Consider the following 24,780-nt stretch of genomic DNA (forward strand, 5'->3'; position numbering starts at 1 on the left):
AGGAGATTCTACATGAAAAAAGTAATTACTTATGGAACGTTCGACTTATTACACAAGGGTCACATTCGGCTGCTCAAGCGGGCCAAAGCCTTAGGCGACGACTTAACCGTTTGCGTTTCTTCCGATGAATTTAACGCGGAAAAGGGTAAGCGCGCTTACACGTCTTACGAAGACCGTAAGTATATCTTGGAAGCCATCAAGTACGTGGACCACGTGATTCCTGAAACCACTTGGGATCAAAAGATCCGCGACGTTCAAGAAAATGATATTGATATCTTCGTCATGGGTGACGACTGGAAGGGGAAGTTCGACTTCTTGAAAGATTACTGTGAAGTTGTTTACTTACCACGGACGGAAGGCATCTCCACGACTAAAATTAAGCACGACCTTGGCCTGACTGAGGAAGAAGACTGGCAGGAAAAGGAATAGTGTTGGTGATGATCCTTAGTCGTAGACTAGGGATTTTTTCTTGGAGCGCGTAATGGAGGCAAACGAATGCAACAGATTATTTTTCTAGTGACATCCTTGAACGGGATGCACAAACCTAATTTCTCAAAACAGCTCTTGCAGGCCTTAGCTCGCGGTGCGCGGGTGAGTGTGATGGTTGCGTTGATTGACTTTGACGATTCCTGGTTGGTTCGCGAATACTTGAATCGATTGGCCAAGAAGCATCGACAGGTGGCAGACGTTGAGTTAGTGACGTTAGCGGATATGTACCGTCACGAGTCGGGCCTCAAACTAACGAGTGATGAGCGAAATGCGCCTGATTTAAACAATTTTGATGAGCGGTTGTTTGCGGATAACCGACAACAAGTCAAGCGTTACTTGAATGCAGGCCACTTAGTTGCAGAGCTTCGTCAATTGGATGATGAAACTCCTATGGTCTTGCGTCAATATAAGGCCGATCAGTTGGTTCAGACGGATACCTATGGTTTAGACGGTCAGGTTGTCGCCATCGAAAAGATCGTTGATGAAGTTGCCCAGACGAGTTACGTTCTGAACGAACAGGGTGAAGCTGTCCTGCGCTTCGTTCGACACGAACGACCAGTTGAACAGGTTTATAATTTGAGTACGAACTCTGTCATGACGGCCGTTGAGTTTTCTGGTGCCAAACAGAATGCGGAGCAGGCCAATATGACGCAACGGCAACGGGAAAAGGCCGAAGCGGAGGCTATCGATCACACGTCGATCATTAAGACGACCGAAGCATACTATGGTGTACTGGCTTATTCCAACTACCGTCGATTCGCAGATGTCTATGCCTTTTATCAAGCGGTTTTGAGTCGCTTGTTGACGTCGGACACGCAATTGTACGTGGACCTAGCTGCCAATGCAGCATTCTCTCCACAGATGCCGAACCAGTTGATTTTTAATTACTAAGGAGTTTTTCCATCGTGCGTGCGATTTTATCTGGATTACATCATAAGAAAAATAAACAAGAACTAGAACTTGAATTGATCGACGTTCCAGAACCATTTGATGACTTAGCGGTCACCTTCTTGGAAAAGCAGACCCAGGCCTCCATCACGTTCCCAATCAGCAAAGTCGTCAGTGCTGAAGTGGTCCGAATTCGCGTGGATGCTAACGATTTGCAATTTGATCAGGAAGGCCAAAGTGAGTTTAGTTGGGAATTGTATCTCAACCTGCAGCAACAGCATACTCGGGGCCTTATTCAGGTAGAAAGTGAATACCTGAGTGACCGTCATCAACTATCCTTAACCAGCTTCTATCAAGTGAACAGTGATGCCAACGGAATGGCGTTATTCAACATGCACACGCAACAGGCTAAGTCTGACTTCACCATCAATGCAATCAACTTGCAGGATGATCAGTTGCAGGTCATTGGCCGTAGCCGGTTGAACAACCAACCTATTGAAAATCAACGGTTAGTGCTGAAGAATACACAGCAGGATAGTTCGGCAGAGTGGCCGATCACCAAGATGGGGATTCACGGACTATTCACCGCGGCGATTCCACTGTCTGATTTAGCGGCGAACACGACACAGCAGCTGTTCATTCGTTCGACCGTTGATGGTGAGGACCTGGAACAGCGGGTCGTGTTGGCCAAGTCACTAGCTGGCCAGGTTACACAAGCTATTACAGGCAGTCACCGCTTAGTGATTTTAGAGAAGCGGTACGACAACGGGATTCGGGTGCAGGAAACGGCGGCTCCCACGATGCCACAGCGTTTGGCCAATGTGCCAGGCAAGGTAGGGGGGGTCACGCGGTTGTTGTCCATGCTGATGGATAAGGCAAACTTATTCCGGATGCGGCGACTCTTTAAGCGTGGTCACCGGCCATACGATCAACCAACGATTATCTTTGAAAGTTTTGGTGGGCGGCAGGTCAGTGATTCACCATACGCCATCTACCGCTTATTTACGCAGCTCTATCCTGGGTTTACCTTTGTCTGGTCGATCGACCGGGTTCAGAAGAAATTCTGTAAGGAAAATGGGATTCCGTTCGTCATTCGGCGGACCTCTAAGTGGGTGAGAACGCTGGAAAAATCTAGCTTCTGGATCAGCAATGCCCGCTTTCCATCCTGGGTACGTAAGCCAAATTACGTGACCTACATTCAGACTTGGCACGGCACGCCGTTGAAAAAGTTGGGATTAGACATTGAAAATGTGTCAATGCCAGGAACCACGACGGCCAAGTACCACGCTAACTTTGTCCGCGAGGCCAATCGGTGGGATGCTCTGGTTTCGCCTAACGACTACTCCACGAAAATTTTCCGGTCGGCCTTTGGGTTTAACAACCAGATCCTTAAGGTTGGTTATCCACGGAACGACGAACTGATTAACAGCACGCCGGACGATGTGGTGGCTTTGAAGGAGCAGTTGGGAATTCCGCTGGATAAGAAGGTCGTGCTCTACGCACCAACGTATCGGGATAACCAGTTTGCTGAGAAGGGGAAGTACACGTTTGAACTGCCATTTTCTCTGGATGAATTCCGAGAACGATTTGGTCAAGACGCGGTCTTAGTTCTGCGGATGCACTATTTGATTAGTAATGCGTTGGATATTAGTGGGTATGAAGGGGTCGTCTTTGACTTCTCTAACCATCCCAACATCTCTGACCTCTACTTGGTCAGTGACATGTTGATCACCGACTACTCGTCTGTGTTCTTCGACTTTGCCTACCTCAAGCGGCCAATCTTGTTCTATCCGTACGACTATCACATGTACAAGGATGAACTGCGGGGCTTCTACCTCGATTACGAGAAAGATTTGCCGGGTGAGATTGCTCATGACGAGAGCCAGTTGCTCGACTTAGTGGCTGCTAAGTTACAGACGCCAGACATGAGCGACAATACTAAATTCATGGACTTCTACCGTCGTTTCTGTGCCATCGATGATGGGTTGAGTTCCTTGAAGATTGTGAACTACGTGGTTCAACAGATAGAAAAGAACAGCTAAACTTGTTGGTACGAAAAGAGGCCGGGAAAAATTCCCAGCCTCTTTATTTCTGCAGATTTAATTGGTCGCAGTTCTTAGTGGTACGTTACAGCTTTATGATAGGCGTGCTCCGTTAGCCGTTGTTGGGTACTAGCGGAATCCGTCAATTGCGCAAAGTAATGGTGTAGGATTTGCCGATAATTATGACGAACGAGCTGTACGTCAGGATATTTGGCCCGCGTCAGCTGGTGCTGGGCGGTTTCGGCTAGCTTCACGGAAGACTTGGGTTGCTTTAAATTCTTGATCAGATAGGTCACATTTTTGCTAGCCTTCTTGGCTTGGGGACTGACCGGTTGGTTGGCTGTCCGGCTGCTAGCCAGAGAAGCGTGCATGTTGTTGGTTAAGCTGGTAATTTCGTAATATTGATCCTTCTTGACCTGAAAATTGTCATAACGCTTAAAAAGCAACGTGCTGAGCAATGCAGCAATGATTATTAATCCCGCACCACAGAGGATGACACTCATCATTGGTCGAAGGGGTTTCCGGTGGCTCCTGGCAACTAGGAGTCCAATCAGGGCACCCACCACTACGATGGCGCCCAGGATAAAGAGTGCTTGTATTAAAAAGGCTTCAGTACTCGCCGACATAGTTTCACCCGTTTCTAAATAAACTTCATTATATCATCATACCACGAAAAGTGGCTCGGCCCAACAAACAGTGAATTGTGCCGCCAAATGTGTTAAAATCAAAGCGCTGTGTAAAATTGAAAATCACTAGATAAACTTAAAAACGAAAATAAAATTTTGTGAGGAAAAAATATGAACGAAAAAGAATTAGCATCAGCGGTCGATAAGCGCCGAACTTTTGCCATCATCTCTCACCCCGATGCCGGGAAGACGACGATTACTGAACAACTCCTGCTGTTCGGGGGGGTGGTCCGTGAAGCCGGAACCGTCAAGGCCCGGAAGAGTGGCAACTTTGCCAAGTCTGACTGGATGGAAATTGAACAGAAGCGGGGAATTTCAGTAACGAGTTCCGTGATGCAATTCAACTACCAAGGCAAGCGCATCAATATTTTGGATACGCCAGGACATGAGGATTTCTCTGAAGATACTTACCGGACGTTAATGGCGGTTGATTCCGCCGTCATGGTGATTGATTCCGCCAAAGGGATCGAGCCCCAGACTAAGAAATTGTTCCAAATCTGTAAGATGCGGGGCATTCCAATTTTTACTTTCATGAATAAGTTGGACCGGGATGGTCGGGATCCGATGGACCTGATTGCTGAACTGGAGGATGTCTTGGGTATTGAAGGATATCCTATGAACTGGCCAATTGGCATGGGACGTGAATTAAAGGGGCTCTACGACCGTTACCATCAACGTGTGGCTTTGTTCCGTCCGAACGATGAGGACCATCAATACTTGCCACTAAATGATGAGGGCGACCTGGTTGAACCAAACGACTTACAGAATGACGGGTGGTACCAAGACGCGCGTGATAACATGGAATTGATTGGTGAAGCTGGAAATCAATTTGATGAAGCTAAAATTGCTAGTGGGGATCAAACCCCCGTCTTCTTCGGGTCAGCGTTGGCTAACTTTGGGGTTAAGACGTTCCTAGAAACTTATCTTCAATACGCCCCACAACCAGCCTCTCACCATACGGAAGAGGGGACCGATGTGGCGCCGACGGACTCAGAGTTCTCTGGGTTTGTCTTCAAGATTCAAGCCAACATGAATCCGAATCACCGTGACCGGATTGCTTTCGTCCGGGTATGTTCCGGGGAATTTGACCGTGGTATGGACGTGATGCAAGAACGAACCGGGAAGAAATTGCGGCTCTCCAATGTAACCGAGTTTATGGCTGATACCCGTGAAAACGTGGAAAAGGCGGTTGCTGGGGATATTATTGGACTCTATGATACGGGGAACTTCCAAATTGGGGATGCCATTTATACCGGTAAGAATAAGATCAAGTTTGAAAAACTACCACAGTTTACGCCTGAACTCTTTGTGCGGGTTGCGGCCAAGAATGTGATGAAGCAAAAGTCCTTCCACAAGGGAATCAATCAACTTGTGCAAGAGGGGGCCGTTCAACTGTACACGTCCTACTCAACTGGTGATTACATTCTGGGTGCCGTAGGTCAGCTGCAGTTTGAAGTCTTCCAGTTCCGGATGCAAAATGAGTATAATTCTGAAGTTATCATGGAGCCGATGGGTAAGAAGACTGCGCGGTGGATCAACCCGAACCAACTGGATGAACGGATGTCTTCATCCCGGAACCTGTTGGTGAAGGATAACAATGGCGAGCCACTGTTCCTCTTTGAAAATCAATTTGCTGAACGTTGGTTTAAGGATAAGTATCCGGATGTTGAATTGACGGCTAAACTCTAATTAGGGGTTAGGTGTCTGAGAGGATCCGCTTTAAAATAGCATGAACGAAAGTGGTTCTGGAAATCTGATTAAGATTTCTGGAACCACTTTTTAGTTACCATGGCTAATCTGCTTAAGTGACTACGGGCGAGCCAATTGGTTCTTATCTACAATAGCGTTACTAGTTATTTACACAATCGGTCAAATTTTGAATGCTTGCCGACGGATTTTGGCAAAAAGTTCGTTATAAATTAAATCGTGCTAAACTATTCGCAGAATCATTAGGGGGACACATCGTTGCTACCCCACAATATTAGGGGTAGAGAGGAGCGATTGCGATGGTATTCAGAAAATGGTGGGGACTGTTAATTGGCATTGGGATTCTGACAACGACGGGGGTGGTGGCACAGGCAGATGCAGATTATGATCAAGCCCTAAGAAGTGCCTCACAGGGAATCTCCTTAGATAATATTTTCATACCAGGGACGACTAGTAATAATCAGGCGGCAGTGGTGGAAGCGACTAATCCGGCCATTACTGGGACTCAGGCGGCTAAAGTTACGAACGGTAAGAAGCAATTTGGTGCCCTCTGGTCAACTTCGAATAACTTTTTTCAGCTGAACAAAAATCAGTCAGCCTCAATGTGGCTTTACTTTGGGAATACTGGGAAGAAGGCGGCAGATGGGATGGCGTTGGTATTTCAAAACGATCATCGGGACTTAGCTGCGACACCTAGTTTTGGTAAAACGGTCTCTGGAGAAACGCTGGGTGTTTGGGGAGTTGACACGGATAAGCGGCAAAAAACCTCAGAAAAATTGGCCCAGTCGGCGATTCAGAATAGCTGGGCCTTAGAGTTCGATACGCACCTGAATGCGTCGACCAATTATGGAAATGCTGGGGCTGCTGACTCATTTGATGTTGGGGTGAAGGGACCGCACATCGCTAGTAATTATCCGGGTGATCAGGAGACTTACGAGATGCAGCGGACTTCTACGCTGTTGCCCATCTACAGTGTTGGTTACTATGCCACTCAGATTCATAAGGGGTTGATCAGCGGCGATTACACGTTGTTAGCTAGTGGCGCGTGGCATCATTTAAGTTTGGTTTGGCAGGCGAATACACAGCAGATGACCTACACGTTTGATGACAAGAATCCTGTTACGGGGATGAACCAGGTCGGTCGTTCTGCCACTGTACAACTAGACCGTAAAAAAATAGATCCTGATGACAGTGGTCAGATTCGCTGGGGATTCACCGGGGCCACGGGAGACAGCTATGAGAATAATTTGGTGGTTTTCGAAGAGGTCCCTGGACTCGTGGACGCTGAGGCAACGGCAACGTTGACGAATCTGGCGACTGGTAAAGTGCTGGCAGATGGTGAGGCTTTGAAGAGTCGGGACCCGTTTAAACTGACGTATCAGTTGTCCTACGTGGCTGGTAAGCAGTCGTGGAAGGATGTGATTGCCGAGCTGAATTTGCCGCAAAACCTCACGTATGAGCGGGCGACTATCACCTATGCTGATGGATCTAGTCATCAGATTTCATTGGCAGGCCTGAGCGAGCAGACACTTAGCTATCAATTAACCAAAGCACTGTTTGACGAAAATGCAACCGCTACCATTTCTTTGTCCGGCGTGGCGGCTGACGTTGATGTATCGACACCTGTCCCAGCCGTTGGTAGTGCCTTTAAGGCAGTCAACGGGGTGGTTACGACGGCTACCCCAGCGGTGACCATCAATCCCAAATTTGACCTACACTTGCTATCGCTTTCTGGTAATAGCCAGACGGTGAAGCCGGGGGTTGACGGTCTGGTGAACGCACAGGTGGTCATCCCGGATGGCGTTCACTTGAAGAATACAGATATCACGGTTCATCCGCAACTTAACGGGATTGCGCTGCCAGACTTTCAGATACCTGCGGGTGCGGACAATTCTAGCGGTCAGTTTACGATGACGGTTCCGGCCAAGTCGTTAAAAGCTGGGGACAATCAGCTGATTCTCACGGTAGAGGACCCTTATGGTAATGTTTCTAATACGATGGCTCATCAGCTGACAGTATCCCGTCAGCTGGTATTTCAGTCCGTTGCCGAAGCCAGTACTTTTCGCGACGTCACGCTGACGGGGGAGAGTCAACGTGTTAAGCGGTCCGGGGACTGGCGGGTCCAGGTCTTGGATACCCGCGAGGCCGGCGCTAAATGGACGGTCCAGGTGACCAGCACACCATTTCAAACGGCCACTGGCGGGCGTTTGGCTGGGACACTGTCCTACTACGATGAAAACGGACCAACTGTCATCAATGAGGTGCCAGTCACTGTGGGTCAAGGAACGGCAGCCGATACGGACGTGGTGACCGATGTAGCTGCTGATTGGAATGAAGACCAGGGACTGTTGCTGGAAATCAATAGTGGGGCGGCAGAGGGAACCTATGAAGGAACCGTGACGTGGACGTTAAATGACGTCCCTTAGACTAGGGCAAACGAAGTGAACGGTTGAAGCTAAGCAAAAATAGAGCCACCCTAACGTTAAAGGGTGGCTCATCTTTTTAGTGGTTATTTAGCAGTTTCAAGTTCAGCAACCTTTGCCTGGGCAGCTTGTGCCAGGATATTCAGGTAGTTGAACGGCCGGTCAAAGTTTGGTTGGAACAGCATGTCGACCATAGCCAGGTCGTCAATCGTATTTTCGTTTTGGATGCAGACGGAAAGGGTGTTAGCAGACTGAGAAACGTCGTACTTACTCATCAAGGCCCCACCCAGAATCCGCTTGGAGTCTGGATCAAATACTAGTGACATCATGACTGGTTCGGTCGTTGGCATGAACTCTGGTCGGTAGTTATCGGTAATCAAAACTTGTTCTGCCTTGATACCTTGCATCTTAGCAGCGGCTAAGGTTAACCCCGTTGAGACAATTGTCCGACCGTAGAGTGCCAGGCCAGATGAGGATTGGGTCCCCATGTACTTCACCGTTGGCTTCACTAAGTTTTTCCCAACCAGGATACCTTGACGAACCGCATTGGTGGCCAAAGGAATGTAGGCGTTTTGATGGGTGGGGTTGTAGTGAACAGCGGCACTGTCACCGGCTGCAAAAATGTCCGGGTTGGATGACCGCATGTAGTCATCGGTAATGATGGCCCCATTCTTGGCCATGTCGACCTTGCCTTTTAAGAGGCCAGTGTTTGGTCGGAAGCCGATGCAAAGGATGGCCAGGTTGGTGTCGTAGCTGCCTTTGTCCGTTTTAATAGTTACGGTGTCTCCGTTGTCCGTGAAACTTTGTACGGTTTCACCCATGGCAAGTTTGACGCCGTTATCTTGGTAATCTTTTTCGATAACATCGGTAAATTCTTGGTCGAAGTATTTAGGCATGACGCGATCCATAGCATCAATTAACGTAACGTCGTGACCAGTGGTGGAGTAAGCTTCAGCTAGTTCAGCACCAATGTAGCCGGCACCAATCACGGTGATGTGCTTGGCGCTCTTGGCGTCTTCAATTAATTGCTGGGCGTGACCCCAGTTCTTGCACAGCTTGACCTTATCACTGTCAATACCAGGAATCTTGGGGATGATTGGCCAGGAGCCTGAGGTCATGACTAATTTATCATAGTTTTCAGTGGTTTGTTCGTGTGAATTTAAATCTTCAACCGTCACGGTCTTTTGGTCGGGATCAACGTCTAAAACATTATGGTTCATTTGAACGTTGGCTCCCAAACTCTTCAGTTCTTCAGGACTGGAGTAGAACAAGCCTTGAGGGTCAGCGACCTGACCACCTAAGTAAAGGGCGATACCACAGGACAAGAAGGAGATGTTATCGTTTTTTTCGTAAACGGTGACTTCTGCATCTGGATGGTCTGCTAAAATTTGCTTGATGGCAAAGGTACCCGCATGTGTACAACCTACAACTGTAACTTTCATGAATGTTGCCTCCCAAAACAAGTTTTTTTTCAATTGAGATGGTCTTCACAAGAAAACGGTTGTGAAATCTCTCTCAATTGATTACAACTCTATTTTAGACAATTCGTTGTTAATGTCAACACTTTTTTTGAAAGTGTTACCATTTTGATAGTACGAGGGCTAAAAGCCGAAGCTAGTCTTGCTGCGAGAAAAGGGGTACACTATTGCTTGTAGAACTTTTAAAGGAGTTGGATATTTAACATGAAAGCAGCAAAACATCTCTCTGCATGTACCACAGTGTTGGTGGGGAAGCTCGCCACGGCGGATGGGTCCACGATGATCGCCCGGAACGACGACACCTTCTTACCTTTGACGCCACAACGATTTTACGTTCACCCGGCCGAACACAATCAGCCAGAACGAACTTGGACCTCGAATCAAAATGGGTTCACTGCCCCAATTCCTAGCGATGGGTACCGTTACTTGGCAACGCCAAACGTTGAGATTGATAAAGAAGGGGTTTACGCTGAAAGCGGGTTTAACGAGAAGAACGTGGCAATGAGTGCTACTGAAAGTGTGTATGGTAATCCACAAGCACTGGCCTTCGACCCACTCGTTGCCGATGGCCTCGCGGAAGATTCTCTGCAGACGATGGTTCTTCCTTACATCAATTCTGCTCGGGATGGTGTTCGTTACCTGGGTAACTTGATCAAGCAGTATGGGTCACCCGAAGGTAATGGGGTATTATTCTCCGACCACGATGAAGTTTGGTATATGGAAATCGTCACCGGCCATCACTGGGTTGCGCAACGAATTCCTGATGACGCGTATGCAGTGGCCGCCAACCAAGTTGCGATTCAACAAGTTGCGTTTGACGATCCCGATAACTTCATGTTCTCTGAGGGAATTCAGGAATTTGTGATGACAAACCACCTGAATCCTGACCAGAGCGGTTGGAACTTCCGGCATATTTTTGGTACAAGTACGGAAAAGGATCGACACTACAACACACCGCGGGTCTGGTTTGGCCAACACGTGTTGAATCCAGAAATTGAACAGGATCCGGAATCCAGTGAATTACCATTTATTTGTCGGACCAGTCACAAAATTAGTGTGGAAGATGTGGAATACATTTTGAGTTCCCACTACAACGAAACCAAGTATGATCCACTGGGTCAGGGACCAGAAGCTGATCGGAAGAAGTTCCGGCCAATTTCTATGAATCGGACGCAGAATTCTCACGTCTTGCAACTGAGAAACGATGTCCCAGCTGAAAGTTCGGCTATCTTCTGGCTGTGCTTTGGGGTACCCGCTTTCAGCCCATACGTGCCATTCTTTGCGAACGCCACGGATACTGATTCTTCCTACAGTGAGACGCCAGTTCATCTGGACGACCAGAGTGCTTACTGGATGTACCGGAAGTTGTCGATGATTGTTGAGTCGCACTACCGGAACTTCATTGAACAAGACACCGATTACGTCACGGCGGCCAAGCAGGACTTGCGGACGCACGTAGCTAACACCTTAGCAGGGAGTCAGAACTTGAGCGGAGATGAACTTACCGCTTACTTGACTGAACAGAATCATCAGGTGGTCGCAGCGATGCGGGCAACCACGACGAAATTTACCAATGACTTAATTGAAAAGGGACTGACTTTGTCGAAGCTGACCTTCAACATGGACAAGAACCTATAAGTTACAGCGATAGCGTAAAGGACTGGCAGATTGCCAGTCCTTTTTTTATGGAAGGCTGAAATAGTGTGAATGCTACTTAAAGCCTGTCACAACTATGATATTAGTGTGTAGTTCAGTATGGCTTTCCACCTTGCCGGCCGCCGGATATGAGCTGGAATGGTGCCGGTCGCAACTTGAAGACACGAGGTCTTCGTGGCTTCAAATCGAGCGAGAAGACTGGTGGCTTTTCCAGCTTGAGGCGTCCCACAGCAGGCGGAATCTCTGGCTTCCGGAGTGCAACCAGTTTACCCTAATTGACCCTTCACCTTAATTAGTTAACGAATAAATCAGAGTGAGTGCGTGGTTAGCAGCGACGTTTTGCCGAAAGTGAAGCGTGAATTCACAAAATTTTTTCGAATTTCTAGGAATCTTCACAATTCGTCCATATCGTATACAAAACTTTTCGTTTTAATAAGTATATAGTAATTAATAGGATAATTCATTTATATAACAGAGGAAAATGGCATGAAGAGAAAAGAGATGAACAATGTAGAATTGACGGGCCAGGATGGGCTGACAACGCAACAAGCGCAGATGCAATTGGCTCAGGTTGGCGCTAACGAATTGGTGGCAGCGCGGAAACCACGGTGGTGGCAACAGGTCGCCCACCATTTAAGTGACGTTTCCTCCTTAGTCCTACTGTTCGCCGTGGGACTGGCAACGTACATGGCCGTAGCTCAGGGTGGGGGCTGGACGAAGCCACTGGTTATCGGCGCCATTCTGATCATCAACGTGGTGATTGGGATGTACCAGGAAGCCTCGGCCGAAAAGGCGTTAGCGGCACTGCAATCCATGAGCTTACCGACCACGACTGTTCGGCGGGATGGGATTGCTCAGTCTCTACCGGCAAAGGATGTTGTGCCGGGCGATCTCGTGTTGTTAAAAGCAGGGGACCAGGTTCCCGCGGACGGCATTGTCCTGTCCAGCACAAACTTGGCCGTGGACGAAGCCGTGTTGACTGGAGAAAGTGTCCCAGTCGTGAAGGAGACACTGACAGACGTCACTGCATTGCGGGACACCCACCAGGTCTTTTCCGGAACGGCCGTGACTGCTGGAACAGCGGTGGCTCAGGTCGTCACTACGGGAATGGCAACTGAATTGGGCCAAATTGCCGGTTTGTTGAACAAGACGAAAAAACGGGCTACTCCGTTGCAGGGGCGTTTAAACCGACTTTCCGGTTGGCTGACTAGTTTTGCTATTATTGGGGGCTTCATCATTTTTGCCCTGAGTATCTGGATGCAAAATCAAGGGATGGCGGACAGCTTAATGATTGGGATTTCGCTGGCAGTGGCTGCCGTTCCCGAAACGTTGCCGATTATTGTCACTATCAGCTTAGCTCATGGGGTCAAACGGATGGCGAAGCGTAACGCCATTATGCGGCGGGTCAATGCCGTTGAAACAATTGGGGGCGTTGATGTGATTGCCTCGGATAAGACGGGGACTTTGACGCAAAATCAGATGACCATTACACGGTACTGGACGCCGAATACGCAGAATTCGATGGCTGCAGAACATTTGTCACCAGCGGGAGCCAATCTGATGAAGTACTTGGGTTTGGCGACGAACGCAGAAATCCAAGTGGTGGCCGGCGAGGAAAAGACGACTGGTGATCCCACCGAATTGGCAATCGTGCGGTGGTTAGCGAGTCATGATCACAGTCGGCAAGCTTTTGAGCACACCGCACCGCGGGTTGCTGAAGACCCATTCGATTCTACCAAGAAAACGATGGCGACGATTCACCAGCTTTCAGATGATGAGCAGCTTGTTATTGTGAAGGGCGCCTTTGACCGGCTACCCGTGGCTTGGCGTCAGGGTGAACAGGCTCAGGCCCAGCAGATTCATGATGAATTTGGGAAGAAGGCACTTCGTGTTCTGTCAGTGGGATACAAAGTGGTGCCAACCACGACCAAGGTGGAATGGACGAGTTTAGCCACTGATTTGACGTTTGCTGGATTAGTGGGAATCATCGATCCACCCCGGCCGGAAGTAATTCCAGCTATCCGAGAAGCTAAACGGGCAGGGATTAAACCTGTAATGATCACAGGGGACCACATGGTGACTGCGGAGGCAATTGCCAGAGAAATTGGTCTATTGACGGCTGGGCAACTGGTGATGTCAGGCGATGAACTGCGAACGCTAACGGATGATGAGTTAGCCGCAAAGATTCAGAACGTTGCGGTCTACGCGCGAGTGTCGCCAACCGATAAGATTCGAATCGTTCAGGCCTGGCAGCAGGCCGGTAAGACGGTCGCGATGACTGGTGATGGTGTCAACGATGCGCCCGCATTGAAGGCGGCCGACGTTGGAATTGCCATGGGAATCACGGGGACCGAAGTTTCCAAGGGTGCTGCGGATATGGTTTTAACCGATGATAATTTTGCAACGATTATCGCGGCAGTCAAGGAAGGTCGAACGGTCTACCAAAATATTTTGAAAGCCGTTGAATTCCTAGTTGGTGTGAACTTCGCTCAGATTTTCTTGATGGTCGGTGCGGTCCTGATGGGGTGGGGTGCCCCGCTGTTAGCGGAACAGCTCCTATTGATTAATGTGCTAGCCGATGGAATTCCTGGCTTTTATATCAGTCGGGAACCAGGTGAAAAGGAGGCCATGGAACAACCACCGGTGGCCAACGAAGAAAGTCTCTTCGCCCGTGGATTAGGGAGTCGATTAGCCCTCCGAGCGACGACATTTACCTTTCTGACACTTGGTGTGTACGCTCTGGGTCGGTTCGTTCTGACTAACGACCAAGCAACGGTTGGAATGACAATGACCTTCCTCGTATTGGCCGTTGGGTCCATGATTGATATTTACGCCATTAAAGATCGTCAGCCGCTGACACTAGGGAGTCTGCGCCGTAATCCGGTGCTCAATTGGTCCCTCCTGTTGGCAGTAGCGTTGGTAATCCTGATTGCCACGGTGCCGGGGCTGCAAGCAATGTTTGGCCTCGTTTCCTTGCCAGCGGTTGCTTGGCTGGTGGTAGTTCCAGGGATGTTCTTGCCAACACTGGTGTTAGAACTAGCGAAACGTGTCCAGCAGCAACGCCCAGCACAATTGTGGGCCGAACTGGACTAGGAAGTTTGGGGAAATCATCACCGCAACGGTGGTTTCTTACCGGTAAATCAAAAGGAACCGTCAAATTCGTTTAAAGAATTTGACGGTTCCTTTGTTCGTTCAAGTTTAGATATTTTCAGTAGGTGCTAGTTTCACGTAACGAGCGTTGATATAGGCGTCCGGACCAATCTGGAACCAGACGAGGTGCTGGTCATCAACGATCCGCACGCGAATGTCCAGGTCAGTGCCATGTTTAAGTTGGCCAGCTACTTCACCGTAGGGTTCCTGATAGTAGGAGACGGCTTTGCCTGGCACGTAATCAACGGTCCCCATCTGACTGAAAGGTTGGGGGTGCCAGTTGCGACGGTGCGGCAATTCTAGCGTGGTTTGCCGGTGGTCCTGGGTGGTCGTCTCAGCCGCGTTCAACCACTGCTCACCGCCCAGGTTGTACCACACACTCCCATCGGTTAGCGTGATGATACCAAATAGGCGCCATAACGAGCTTGCTGGGAACTGGTAACCGTAGAGCTGTCCGGCTGGCTCGTCGAAGACGTCATGGTCGGTGGTTAAGCGGACAAATTGATGAACGCGTTGTACCGTTTGCCAGGACTTACGTCGGTAAAAGTAAACCACTTGTTGGTTCTGGTCTGTAAAGGTTCCCCGTTGACGTCCCTGTGCCTGAAAAATGTGGTAGTTGGTCAGGTCGGGTGGGGTTAGGGAGAAGCTTTCGTCTAACCGGCCGCGATGAATCACGGGAAGTTGTAGCAGTTTGCCGGAGTCGAAGTCGACTAAGTAGCTGATAACCGGTTGGCCCCAGCAACGGTCATAGATTAGCGTCGTCAAACCGTAGGGAGAGATGAAGTCTTGTGTGAACCCGTGAATATCCCAGAGCGCATACCCCAGGATTTCGGGAAAATGAAAATGAACCGAGCTACCTAGGTTACCGGTCAGCACAAGTGCCGGTTGAAGGGCCTGGTCATGAATGTCCACCAAGCGAATGACTAACGTTGCTTGGGGCAAAGCTTGTGGTTGTTCAGAGACGTAAAAGTCGGGATTCTTAGTCAACTGAATGGGTGGGGTAACGGGCGTGGCACTTGGCGCTGGGGTTACCGTCGGTTCGTGTGGAACCGAATCCAGTGACCGTTGTGGTCGTTGAATGGCGTGTCGCGGTCGCCGAACGGGGCGTTTCTGATTAGGTTCAATCAGATTACGTAGCCAGTCAAAAAATGCCATGTCAGTTCACCTCCAGAAGTTTCCTTTAAAATACAGTATACCGCATTCCTACCGTTGGCGGCAGGCCCTTTTTCCAATGGCAGTTGAGTTGGTGACCTGTATTGGGACCTGGAGACGATCAGAGAGTGGATCTTTGCCGCAACCGGTAGCCCTGTCCTGCAGGCCTCGCGAAAGCTACCACCAAATTAGGTCGCTGGCGGTGAGATTGTGAGGTGAGCATTTAGACCGGTTGAAATGGTTAGCGAATTTAGCAGTTGAGACGAAAAAATGAAGATGCTTTGCGTAGATTACAGGTATGCTGTGATGCTGGGAGGGGGGATGCGGAATGCGGGGACAACAAAAAAACGGTAGCGTCACAGCACTATCGTTTCTTTAAAAATCATTTATTTGGAAGATGAAGCATCGTCACTAGCTTCAGTAGAAGGCTTTGGGGCGTCGTTATCGGCGGCCAGAGTAATCTTACCGTCCTCAATCTTCGCGACTAAGTTCTTAACGTCACTGTGGTCGAGGTAGAAGTCAGCAATGCGATCCTCAATTTCTTCTTGAATCACTCGCCGTAATGGTCGAGCTCCCATGGCTGGGTTATAGCCCTTAGCCACCAGTTGCTCTTCGACGGGTTCCGTTACGTGGATGTGGAGGCCTTGGCCAGCCAGCATCTGGTTAACGTCACCAATCATCAAATCAACAATGTTCATCAAGTTTTCCTTGCTGAGTGAGTTGAATTCAATAATATCGTCAAAACGGTTCAAAAATTCCGGCTTGAAGTAGTTGGTTAAGTTGCCCAAGACGGAGTGAGTGGTTCCTTCAGCGGCAGCGCCGAAACCAACGTTGGCTTCAGCGTCTCCGGTACCAGCGTTACTGGTCATGATGATCAGCGTATCCTTGAAGGAAACGGTCCGTCCTTGTGAGTCGGTCAAGCGGCCGTCGTCAAGAATTTGTAGGAACATGTTCATGACGTCGGGGTGCGCCTTCTCAATTTCATCCAACAGAATCAACGTATACGGGTGACGTCGAACTTGTTCGGTTAGCTGGCCCGCTTCTTCATAGCCGACATAGCCAGGTGGTGACCCAATCAGCTTCGAAATGGAATGCGGCTCCATGTACTCAGACATGTCGAAGCGTACCATTGCATCGGCTGAACCAAAGAGCTCATCAGCTAATTGCTTAGCTAATTCCGTCTTCCCAACACCAGTTGGTCCAACGAACAGGAAGGAGCCAATTGGGCGACCCGTTCCGTTTAAACCAATACGGTTACGACGAATAGCCCGGGCAACCTTGTCGACAGCCTCATTTTGACCAATGACGTGTTTCTCAAGGTCAGGAGCCAAACTCTGTAGTTGATGCTGTTCTTTCGCCTGTAACTCACCAACAGGGATGGACGTCTTTTCTTCGACGATGTCCTGCATATCCTTGACGGTAACTTCCGCGGATTGATTGTCGGACGCATTCGTTGCGGATTCTTTGGACTTTTCTAGTTTGGTGACCTGGTCACGGTAGTAGGCAGCCTTTTCGTAGTCTTCCTGTTTCAAAGCTGCTTGTTTCTGATCTTCAGCTGCCTTGATCTTTTCGTCAATGGCTTTTGGATCAGCCACGTTGATTGTCAGGTTCTTCCGGGAACCGGCCTCATCCAACAGGTCAATGGCCTTATCGGGTAGGTAACGGTCTTGGATGTACCGATCGGATAAACGAACAGCAGCTTCAATGGCGTCGTTCGTGTAGTGAACGTGGTGGTAGTCTTCATACTTCTTCTGAATACCCTTTAAGATCTCAACCGCTTCGTCAGCGCTAGGTTCGTCCACCGTTACGGGTTGGAACCGCCGTGCCAAAGCTTGATCTTTTTCAATGTCGCGGTATTCATTTAACGTCGTAGCCCCAATCAATTGGAAATCACCACGAGCGAGGGCGGGCTTCAAAACATTGCCGGCGTCCATGCCACCTTCGGCGTTCCCAGCACCCATAATTTCATGAATTTCATCAATGAACAGGATGATGTCAGGACTAGACTGAACTTCCTTCATCAGTTGTTGCATCCGTTGTTCAAACTGACCGCGAATCCCGGTTCCTTGAACTAGGGATACGACATCTAAACGGATAATTTGTTTGTTGGCAAGTTTTTCGGGAACGTTGCCTTCGACAATGCGTTCCGCAAGACCTTCGATGACCGCAGTCTTCCCAACACCGGCTTCCCCAATTAGAACGGGGTTGTTCTTAGTCCGGCGGTTGAGAATTTCGATGACTTGAGCCGTCTCTTTGTCCCGGCCAATGACGGGGTCAATCTTGCCATCCTTAGCGAGTTGCGTTAGGTTTAGGCCGTACTGACTGAGTAGGCCTTTCCCGCCGGAACCTTGACCACCGGATGGTTGGGTTGGCTGACCGTTTTGTGCGGAAGATTGCCGGTAATCTGCTTGGTTATTGTTTCCGCCTTGCATGGCCCGGAAAATATCATCCAGGTTACCAAAGCCGAATGGATCTTGTGCCATACGGCCACCTCCATTTCCAGAATCGTTTTGTTGCTGCTTAAGCAGTTGGTAACAATTTTGGCATAGGTCAACTTGTTGCCGCTGCCCGTTCACGCTCATGTAGAGGTGAATTGTTGCTTCATTGCGGTGGCAATTTTGACATAGCATCTTGTCGTCTCCTTTCTTGCCTGGAATTCTCGTGGGAAAACCCACGTGGTCGTTATGAAAAGTCGTTTGACCTTTCTTGACCATTGACCACATTATACCGCGTTCGACTCACCTTGCAAGTATTTTGTTCGGCGGGTGAATCCCGGTAACTGGGCTATTTCCAGCGAACGACTACATTTTAGCACTCTCATAGGTAGAATGCTAAAACGACGACCACATTTTTAGTAAATTGCTAATTTTTTGACCTGACGCGGTTTTCACCGTAGAATATGAAAGGCATCAAGAATAGGGGTGGCGAGTTGGATAAAGACTATACAGATTTGATGAACCAATTAAAGGATAAAAAGATAGATAGTTTTACGGTAACGCCAGCAGAATTTCCTGCGTTTCAACGGGCCTTCATGGCATTTGAAACCAGAAAACGGGTTGTGGGTCAGGCGGAAAAGAACGGCCAACTCATCTATCACTACGATCATGACGCAGGTGAAGATGCGGAATCTTAATTTTTTCATGTAAGCGGTTCATGAAGCGCTTGTAATTTACTGCTGAGATTGATATTCTTAGTAGGTAGGCGTAGCTCGTGGAATGGTTGTTTGGCCAATGCGCAAGGTCAAGACGGGTTATGTTCGGTAAGTAGTCAACCTAAGCTTAAAGGAGATCGATCAATTATGGAAAAACGCGAATTTCATGTTACAGCAGAAACTGGGATCCATGCACGTCCCGCAACTTTATTAGTACAAGCAGCCAGCAAGTTTAACTCTGAAGTTAGCTTGCAGTACCAAGACAAGTCCGTTAACTTGAAGTCTATCATGGGTGTTATGTCCTTGGGTGTTGGCCAAAATGCCGACATTACCATTACGACTGACGGTGATGACGAAGCTGACGCCATGAGTGCTGTGGCTGAAACGATGAAAAAAGAGGGTTTGTCTGACTAATGAGAGCGATGCTCAAGGGAATTGCCGCGAGTGATGGTGTGGTCTGCGGGCCGGTCTACCGACTGGTTGATCCAGACCTCAGCTGTGCACCCCGGTCAATCAAAAATCTTGATTACGAATTGAAACGATTCCATCAGGCCCTTGACGCTGCTACCTCGGAAGTTGAGACGATTAAAACTCGCGTAACGAAGAACCTGGGCGCTGATGGTGCTCAGGTTTTTTGTCACCAAATTTCCCTGTTGAGGGACCCTGAACTGATCAAACACGTTGAGCGGATTATTAATGAGCAGCGTATCAATGCCGAAGTGGCACTGAGCCGGGCCGTCGAGCAACTAGAAACAGTTGACCAGCCGTTGCAAGACAATCCGTATTTGGAAGAACGATTGACGCAGCTTCATCAGGTGACTAAACGTGTGACTGCCCATTTATTAGGGGTTAAATTACCGGACATTGCGCTGATTGATCATCCCGTTATTTTGGTGGCCCACGAGCTGGTTTCTAGCGAGGCTTTTCCGACGGACATGTCGAATATTCTAGGGATTATTACAGACTTGGGTGGCCGGGTTGCTCACGTTTCCTTACTTGCACGGGCCAAGGGGATTCCAGCGGTTGTCGGAACGCAAACCGGTACCGCGCAGTTGCGAGATGGCGAAACAATTTTGATGAACGGAAAGCTAGGCAACGTTACATTGGGGCCAAGCTCAGCCGAATTGTACCACGCTAAGACGGCGATGGCGAAGCAACAGGCAAGCTCAGCTAAGTTGGCGGAGCAGCCGAATCATGGGACCCTGACGAAGGATGGGGTAGATGTTTTGTTGGCCGCCAATATGGCGACGGCCGCTGATCTGCCTGCGATTATTCGAGGCGGTGCTGAGGCAGTGGGGTTGTTCCGCACGGAATTTCTCTACATGCAGACCGATTCATTACCTTCTGAGGATGAGCAGTTCGTGGCGTACCGTGATATTTTACAAAAATTAGCGCCACGTCCCGTGGTTATGCGGACGCTAGATATCGGTGGAGACAAATCGTTACCCTATCAGGTGGCTGGTCAAACGCAGAATTCGTTTCTGGGAGCACGGGCCATTCGCCAGAGTCTGGCGCATCAACAGATGTTCCGCAGTCAGTTGCGGGCTCTCCTACGGGCGTCAGCGTATGGTAATCTCAATATTATGTTTCCCATGATTTCGACGTTAGATGAGTTTCGGCAGGCCAAAGCCATTTATAATGATGAACGTTCTCAGCTCACAGCTGCTAAGATACCTTTGGGGCAAATTCACGTGGGTATGATGATTGAGGTCCCTGCGGCAGCAATCTTAGCGGACCGTTTTGCACAAGAAGTGGATTTCATGAGTATTGGGACCAATGATCTCGTTGGCTATACTTTAGCAGCAGATCGAACGGATCCTGACGTGGCCTATCTGTATCAGCCTTACCATCCGGCCGTATTACGGTTGATCGATAGTATTATTCGGGCCGGTCATGCGGCTGGTATCCCGGTGGCGATGTGTGGTGAAATGGCCGGTGATCCGATTGCCGTGCCGCTATTGCTGGGGATGGGGCTTGATGAGTTTTCAATGGGCGCCAATGAACTTGGGCGTACGCGTGAGTTGATTGGGCAATTAAAAGCCCATGACCTAGCGTCCTTAGTGGAGACCGTGCTAAGCTCGGCCAGTACCAGCCAAGAGGTTATCACGATGGTTCAGGCGGTAGCCCCAAACGTTATTAAATGATGCTATGGCAGTGGTATGGCGGCTTCACATGGGCAAAAGCAAAGCTATAATAGAGCGTTTCTGGAGCAGTATCTTTCTGGAAGCGTTCTTTTTGTTTGCTGCAACCGGTTGTGGTTTGCAATCACCTAGGCAAACCCATATAATTGTGTTGATTGTACAATAGAGATACTGGTTATTTTTTTAATCAAGCACAAAATCAAGGGGGATTGGCGATGAACATTGGCATATTTACGGATACCTATTTCCCTCAAGTAAGTGGGGTAGCAACGTCCATCAAGACGTTACGGGACCAGCTGGAAAAGCAGGGCCATCAGGTCTACATATTCACCACGACCGACCCGCACGTTGAGAAGAATGTTTATGAACGCAACGTTTTTCGGTTCTCAAGTATTCCGTTCGTGTCCTTTACTGACCGCCGAATTGCTGTCCGGGGGCTGTTTCAAGCTTACCAGATTGCGAAGGAGTTAAATTTGGATGTGGTCCACACCCAGACTGAGTTTTCGATGGGCTGGATCGGTAAGTTTGTGGCGCGGAATTTGGAGATTCCGTGTCTACACACCTACCACACCATGTATGAAGATTATTTGCATTACGTGGCGAATGGTAAAATTCTTAAGCCCGTTCATGTTAAACAGGGGACGTTAGCTTTTTGTTATCACCTAACAGGGGTGGTGGCACCGAGTGACCGGGTGCTGACGACTTTAACTGATTATGGGGTCAAGGTACCGATTCGAGTTATTCCGACCGGGGTCAATTTACACCAGTACGAGCAACCCGATACGGCTAACTTACGGCGACAGTTGGGTTATGAGCCGGATACGCCGGTCATTTTATCACTGAGTCGATTAGCTTACGAGAAAAACATTAAGGCTAGCATTGCGGCGATGCCTCAGATTTTGGCGCAGGTGCCTAACGCGCAGTTGCTAATTGTTGGGGAAGGCCCTGCTCATGAAGATTTGGTTAAGCAGACGGAAGAAGCTGGCTTGACTGATCACGTTTCCTTTACCGGTGAAGTCAGTAATGATGAGGTTTTTCGATACTATCACATGGCTAATGTGTTTCTGTCGTCTTCCGATTCGGAATCGCAGGGGCTAACGTACATTGAAGCCATGGCAGCTGGTACCAAGATTGTGGTCATGGCGAGTCCATATGCGGACGACTTATTATCCAGCCGGACTTTAGGGGTGACCTATCGTACGACTGATACCATGATTAAAAATGTGGTCGATTACCTGCTTCATGGGGATGAAGAGCAGGATCCTGATTTGTTGACGCGGACGTTATCTGAGATTTCAGCGGATACGTTTGGTCAACACGTGATTGAATTTTATCGGGACGCACAGGCTAGTTATGAGCGCTCACACGAGGATACCCCGGACTTTACTGATTAGAGGAGTTTTTGGATGTTAAAAATCAACATGTTTTCTGCAGCCGATTCTGTCAAGGGTCAGGGTGTGGGGAGTGCCTACCTGGAACTTATGAATCTTTTACGGACAAGGTTGGGTGATGAGTTTGATGTATCTGTGAATAAGTACCGTCGGGTCGACCTGACGCACTATCACACGATTAATTTCTCATACTATCTCTCAACATTTCTGCCACACCGGGGCCGTAAAGTGGGCTACGTCCATTTTCTACCGGAAACATTAGAAGGCAGCGTTAAGATTCCCCAACCGTTTCGAGCAATCTTCTATAAGTATGTGATTGCTTTTTACAAACGAATGGATCACATTGTGGTGGTCAATCCGACCTTCATTCCGAAATTAGTGGCCGCCGGAATTCCTGAAGAAAAGGTGACGTACATTCCGAACTTCGTTAGCCGTGATGAATTTTATCCGGTGGATGCCCAGCAAAAGGTAGCGTTGCGGCAGAAGTATGGGTATGATGATCATCGATTCACGATACTGGGAACTGGTCAGATTCAGGAACGTAAGGGACTATTTGACTTTATCAAGCTTGCTCGTCACAATCCAGACCTCCAGTTTATCTGGGCTGGGGGCTTTTCGTTTGGACGGATGACGGATGGATATGCTGCACTGAAGAAGGTTGTCGATGACCCACCGGCTAATTTGAGTTTTCCAGGAATCGTTGATCGGGATAAACTCGTTGACTACTATGATATGGCGGACCTGTTTTTGTTGCCATCGTTTAATGAATTATTTCCCATGTCGGTCTTAGAAGCCTTCAGCACGGGGACCCCCGTTTTGCTACGGGACTTGGATCTTTACCAGGCAATTATTGCTGGGGACTATCAGCCGGCTAAGGACTACGATGCAATGAACGCGCAGCTGCAAACGTTACCGACGGATGAAGCGGCCTTAGAACATTGGCACCAGAAGAGTTTGGCGGCAGCCAACCGTTACTCTGAAGAACATTTAGCAGGGATTTGGCTTAAATTCTATCAGCAACAAGTTAAAGAGAGGTAACTGAATGTCACGTCGAAATAAATGGGTACTAGCTGTAATGTTACTTTTGGGGATTGCCATTTTCGCCTACTCACTCCGTGACATTAAATTTTCAGTTTTGATCAATGATTTCGTACACATTAACTTCTGGTGGTTTGGGGTCGCCGTCTTGTGTATGGTGATTTATTTAGGGTTGGAAGCGTGGATCGTAAAGGTCTTCATTTCTGACCGAATTACAGGCTTCACGTTTAAGGACGCGCTACGGATTCCTATGGTCGAACAGTTATTCAACGGGATTACGCCGTTTTCATCTGGTGGGCAGCCAGCCCAACTAATTGCGTTGATGCAGACCGGGGTCGATGCGGGTAAAGCCAGTTCAGTTCTGTTGATGAAATTTGTGGTATACCAATCTATGATTGTCATCAACTTCTTGTTTGCACTGTTGATTGGGTTCCACAGTATTCAGGATAAACTGCACGCACTGGCTTGGCTGGTCGTTTTCGGATTTACTATTCACTTTGCGGTGATTGTTGGTCTGTTGATGGTCATGTTCTGGTACGCATTCACGAAGAAGATGGTGGGGGTCATCCTGTACCCGATGCGGTGGTTTATGAAACCCAAGCGGTTTGAACGAATGGAAGCCAACCTTAACGGGAAGATTGATTCATTCTACGCGGAAAGTGTCCGAATCAGCGGACAAGGAAAACTCATGCTACGGGTGTTTGTCATTACCTTTTTCCAACTGATGTTTTACTATCTAATTCCGTATTTTATTATGTTGGCGCTCGGCTATACGTCGGCCAGTATTGTGATGGTAACCAGTTTACATATTCTGATTGTGATGGTGATTTCACTATTTCCAATTCCTGGAGGCTCTGGAGGAGCGGAGTATAGCTTTGAAATGATTTTTAGGAGTTATATCACGTCGAATAGTAAATTAGTTCTAGCAATGATTTTGTGGCGTTTGTTAACCTATTACTTAGGGATGTTGGCTGGTCTGATTGCGATGATAATCCGTCCAGACAAGGTTGTCGAAGAGAAGAATCAGGTAAATGACTAAGATTTTCTGGATTAGGGCGTGCCATAGTGGCCCAAGTTTGGTAAAATCATTATGAAAGCTAGAAAGGGGACCAACCATGGAAGAATCTCAACTGATTGGCATTATCAATCGCTTAAAGGCGATGCAAGAAGATGCTACCGACGAGCCACAACCCCGTCGTTTTGAAAAAGAAGGCGTGGAACAAGCTACGGTCGTATTTAACCAATTGACCCACACTTACACATTAACCGAACACAATCCGGAAATAACTTTCGAGTTTGATAACATTGATTTAGTCGCTATCGAATTATTCGATTTACTGACGGATAACTAACAAAACTATGGGTGCCATAGTTTTGTTTTTTTTAGA

The 24,780-nt window shown here is 48.5% G+C and carries 18 protein-coding genes; 14 read left to right on the forward strand and 4 right to left on the reverse strand.

The window, feature by feature from the left end:
• Positions 1 to 12: 12 nt before the first annotated feature.
• From tagD to AB3Y94_RS00090, 3 genes are all read left to right on the forward strand, one after another.
• Positions 13 to 429, forward strand: a complete 417-nt coding sequence (gene tagD, locus AB3Y94_RS00080; RefSeq protein ID WP_125683723.1) for a glycerol-3-phosphate cytidylyltransferase — start codon at positions 13 to 15, stop codon at positions 427 to 429.
• Between the two features lie 66 nt (positions 430 to 495).
• Positions 496 to 1,380 (forward strand): hypothetical protein, encoded by an 885-nt coding sequence (locus tag AB3Y94_RS00085; protein ID WP_367294622.1) that lies wholly within the window; start codon positions 496 to 498, stop codon positions 1,378 to 1,380.
• Positions 1,381 to 1,394: 14 nt separating this feature from the next.
• Positions 1,395 to 3,419, forward strand: a complete 2,025-nt coding sequence (locus AB3Y94_RS00090; RefSeq protein ID WP_367294623.1) for a CDP-glycerol glycerophosphotransferase family protein — start codon at positions 1,395 to 1,397, stop codon at positions 3,417 to 3,419.
• 74 nt (positions 3,420 to 3,493) lie between these two features.
• On the opposite strand, the gene AB3Y94_RS00095 is transcribed toward AB3Y94_RS00090, so the two are convergent.
• Entirely contained in the window at positions 3,494 to 4,045 is a 552-nt protein-coding gene (locus AB3Y94_RS00095) for a hypothetical protein (protein ID WP_367294624.1), read from the reverse strand.
• A 171-nt stretch (positions 4,046 to 4,216) separates the two neighbouring features.
• Here AB3Y94_RS00095 and AB3Y94_RS00100 point away from each other — a divergent pair, with 171 nt between their 5' ends.
• The gene (locus AB3Y94_RS00100; RefSeq protein ID WP_367294625.1) at positions 4,217 to 5,794 is read left to right on the forward strand and encodes a peptide chain release factor 3; all 1,578 of its coding nucleotides are present in this window, start codon (positions 4,217 to 4,219) and stop codon (positions 5,792 to 5,794) included.
• Positions 5,795 to 6,111: 317 nt separating this feature from the next.
• Positions 6,112 to 8,238 (forward strand): lectin-like domain-containing protein, encoded by a 2,127-nt coding sequence (locus AB3Y94_RS00105; protein WP_367294626.1) that lies wholly within the window; start codon positions 6,112 to 6,114, stop codon positions 8,236 to 8,238.
• Positions 8,239 to 8,321: 83 nt separating this feature from the next.
• Here AB3Y94_RS00105 and AB3Y94_RS00110 read toward each other — a convergent pair whose 3' ends face one another.
• Positions 8,322 to 9,677 carry an FAD-dependent oxidoreductase gene (locus tag AB3Y94_RS00110; protein WP_367294627.1) on the reverse strand — a complete coding sequence of 452 codons (1,356 nt, stop codon included), beginning with the start codon at positions 9,675 to 9,677 and terminating at the stop codon, positions 8,322 to 8,324.
• Positions 9,678 to 9,917: 240 nt separating this feature from the next.
• Here AB3Y94_RS00110 and AB3Y94_RS00115 point away from each other — a divergent pair, with 240 nt between their 5' ends.
• Both AB3Y94_RS00115 and AB3Y94_RS00120 read left to right on the forward strand, forming a co-directional pair.
• Positions 9,918 to 11,351, forward strand: a complete 1,434-nt coding sequence (locus AB3Y94_RS00115) for a C69 family dipeptidase (protein WP_367294628.1) — start codon at positions 9,918 to 9,920, stop codon at positions 11,349 to 11,351.
• Positions 11,352 to 11,870: 519 nt separating this feature from the next.
• Positions 11,871 to 14,462 (forward strand): cation-translocating P-type ATPase, encoded by a 2,592-nt coding sequence (locus AB3Y94_RS00120; RefSeq protein WP_367296456.1) that lies wholly within the window; start codon positions 11,871 to 11,873, stop codon positions 14,460 to 14,462.
• Positions 14,463 to 14,567: 105 nt separating this feature from the next.
• Here the strand turns inward: AB3Y94_RS00120 and AB3Y94_RS00125 are convergent, their stop codons facing one another.
• On the reverse strand, positions 14,568 to 15,674 hold the full coding sequence (locus AB3Y94_RS00125) for a MucBP domain-containing protein (protein ID WP_367294629.1): 1,107 nt from the start codon (positions 15,672 to 15,674) through the stop codon (positions 14,568 to 14,570).
• A gap of 383 nt (positions 15,675 to 16,057) precedes the next feature.
• A complete protein-coding gene (locus tag AB3Y94_RS00130; RefSeq protein ID WP_367294630.1) occupies positions 16,058 to 18,301 on the reverse strand; it encodes an AAA family ATPase in 2,244 nt (747 codons plus the stop codon).
• A 299-nt stretch (positions 18,302 to 18,600) separates the two neighbouring features.
• Here AB3Y94_RS00130 and AB3Y94_RS00135 point away from each other — a divergent pair, with 299 nt between their 5' ends.
• The 7 genes from AB3Y94_RS00135 to AB3Y94_RS00165 all read left to right on the forward strand — a co-directional run bounded on the left by AB3Y94_RS00135 (position 18,601) and on the right by AB3Y94_RS00165 (position 24,744).
• Positions 18,601 to 18,804, forward strand: coding sequence for a hypothetical protein (locus AB3Y94_RS00135; protein ID WP_164508722.1), 204 nt, complete (start codon positions 18,601 to 18,603; stop codon positions 18,802 to 18,804).
• Between the two features lie 165 nt (positions 18,805 to 18,969).
• Entirely contained in the window at positions 18,970 to 19,236 is a 267-nt protein-coding gene (locus AB3Y94_RS00140) for a phosphocarrier protein HPr (protein ID WP_125692229.1), read from the forward strand.
• 8 nt (positions 19,237 to 19,244) lie between these two features.
• On the forward strand, positions 19,245 to 20,966 hold the full coding sequence (gene ptsP, locus AB3Y94_RS00145; protein WP_367294631.1) for a phosphoenolpyruvate--protein phosphotransferase: 1,722 nt from the start codon (positions 19,245 to 19,247) through the stop codon (positions 20,964 to 20,966).
• 212 nt (positions 20,967 to 21,178) lie between these two features.
• Positions 21,179 to 22,357, forward strand: a complete 1,179-nt coding sequence (locus tag AB3Y94_RS00150; RefSeq protein WP_367294632.1) for a glycosyltransferase family 4 protein — start codon at positions 21,179 to 21,181, stop codon at positions 22,355 to 22,357.
• A 12-nt stretch (positions 22,358 to 22,369) separates the two neighbouring features.
• Entirely contained in the window at positions 22,370 to 23,392 is a 1,023-nt protein-coding gene (locus AB3Y94_RS00155) for a glycosyltransferase family 4 protein (RefSeq protein ID WP_367294633.1), read from the forward strand.
• 4 nt (positions 23,393 to 23,396) lie between these two features.
• A complete protein-coding gene (locus AB3Y94_RS00160) occupies positions 23,397 to 24,431 on the forward strand; it encodes a YbhN family protein (protein ID WP_367294634.1) in 1,035 nt (344 codons plus the stop codon).
• Positions 24,432 to 24,507: 76 nt separating this feature from the next.
• Positions 24,508 to 24,744: a YkuJ family protein gene (locus tag AB3Y94_RS00165; RefSeq protein WP_367294635.1), complete on the forward strand. Its 237-nt coding sequence runs from the start codon at positions 24,508 to 24,510 to the stop codon at positions 24,742 to 24,744.
• Positions 24,745 to 24,780: the final 36 nt, after the last annotated feature.

This window comes from Levilactobacillus yonginensis (assembly GCF_964065165.1).
Classification (GTDB): domain Bacteria; phylum Bacillota; class Bacilli; order Lactobacillales; family Lactobacillaceae; genus Levilactobacillus; species Levilactobacillus yonginensis_A.

Bases quoted from the DNA above. Each gene is read 5' to 3' on its own strand.
- AB3Y94_RS00105 (WP_367294626.1), top strand. From the start codon at position 6,112: ATGGTATTCAGAAAATGGTGGGGACTGTTAATTGGCATTGGGATTCTG.
- tagD (WP_125683723.1), top strand. From the start codon at position 13: ATGAAAAAAGTAATTACTTATGGAACGTTCGACTTATTACACAAGGGT.
- AB3Y94_RS00085 (WP_367294622.1), top strand. From the start codon at position 496: ATGCAACAGATTATTTTTCTAGTGACATCCTTGAACGGGATGCACAAA.
- ptsP (WP_367294631.1), top strand. From the start codon at position 19,245: ATGCTCAAGGGAATTGCCGCGAGTGATGGTGTGGTCTGCGGGCCGGTC.
- AB3Y94_RS00115 (WP_367294628.1), top strand. From the start codon at position 9,918: ATGAAAGCAGCAAAACATCTCTCTGCATGTACCACAGTGTTGGTGGGG.
- AB3Y94_RS00165 (WP_367294635.1), top strand. From the start codon at position 24,508: ATGGAAGAATCTCAACTGATTGGCATTATCAATCGCTTAAAGGCGATG.
- AB3Y94_RS00155 (WP_367294633.1), top strand. From the start codon at position 22,370: ATGTTAAAAATCAACATGTTTTCTGCAGCCGATTCTGTCAAGGGTCAG.
- AB3Y94_RS00150 (WP_367294632.1), top strand. From the start codon at position 21,179: ATGAACATTGGCATATTTACGGATACCTATTTCCCTCAAGTAAGTGGG.
- AB3Y94_RS00100 (WP_367294625.1), top strand. From the start codon at position 4,217: ATGAACGAAAAAGAATTAGCATCAGCGGTCGATAAGCGCCGAACTTTT.
- AB3Y94_RS00160 (WP_367294634.1), top strand. From the start codon at position 23,397: ATGTCACGTCGAAATAAATGGGTACTAGCTGTAATGTTACTTTTGGGG.
- AB3Y94_RS00120 (WP_367296456.1), top strand. From the start codon at position 11,871: ATGAACAATGTAGAATTGACGGGCCAGGATGGGCTGACAACGCAACAA.
- AB3Y94_RS00095 (WP_367294624.1), bottom strand. From the start codon at position 4,045: ATGTCGGCGAGTACTGAAGCCTTTTTAATACAAGCACTCTTTATCCTG.
- AB3Y94_RS00140 (WP_125692229.1), top strand. From the start codon at position 18,970: ATGGAAAAACGCGAATTTCATGTTACAGCAGAAACTGGGATCCATGCA.
- AB3Y94_RS00110 (WP_367294627.1), bottom strand. From the start codon at position 9,677: ATGAAAGTTACAGTTGTAGGTTGTACACATGCGGGTACCTTTGCCATC.
- AB3Y94_RS00130 (WP_367294630.1), bottom strand. From the start codon at position 18,301: ATGCTATGTCAAAATTGCCACCGCAATGAAGCAACAATTCACCTCTAC.
- AB3Y94_RS00125 (WP_367294629.1), bottom strand. From the start codon at position 15,674: ATGGCATTTTTTGACTGGCTACGTAATCTGATTGAACCTAATCAGAAA.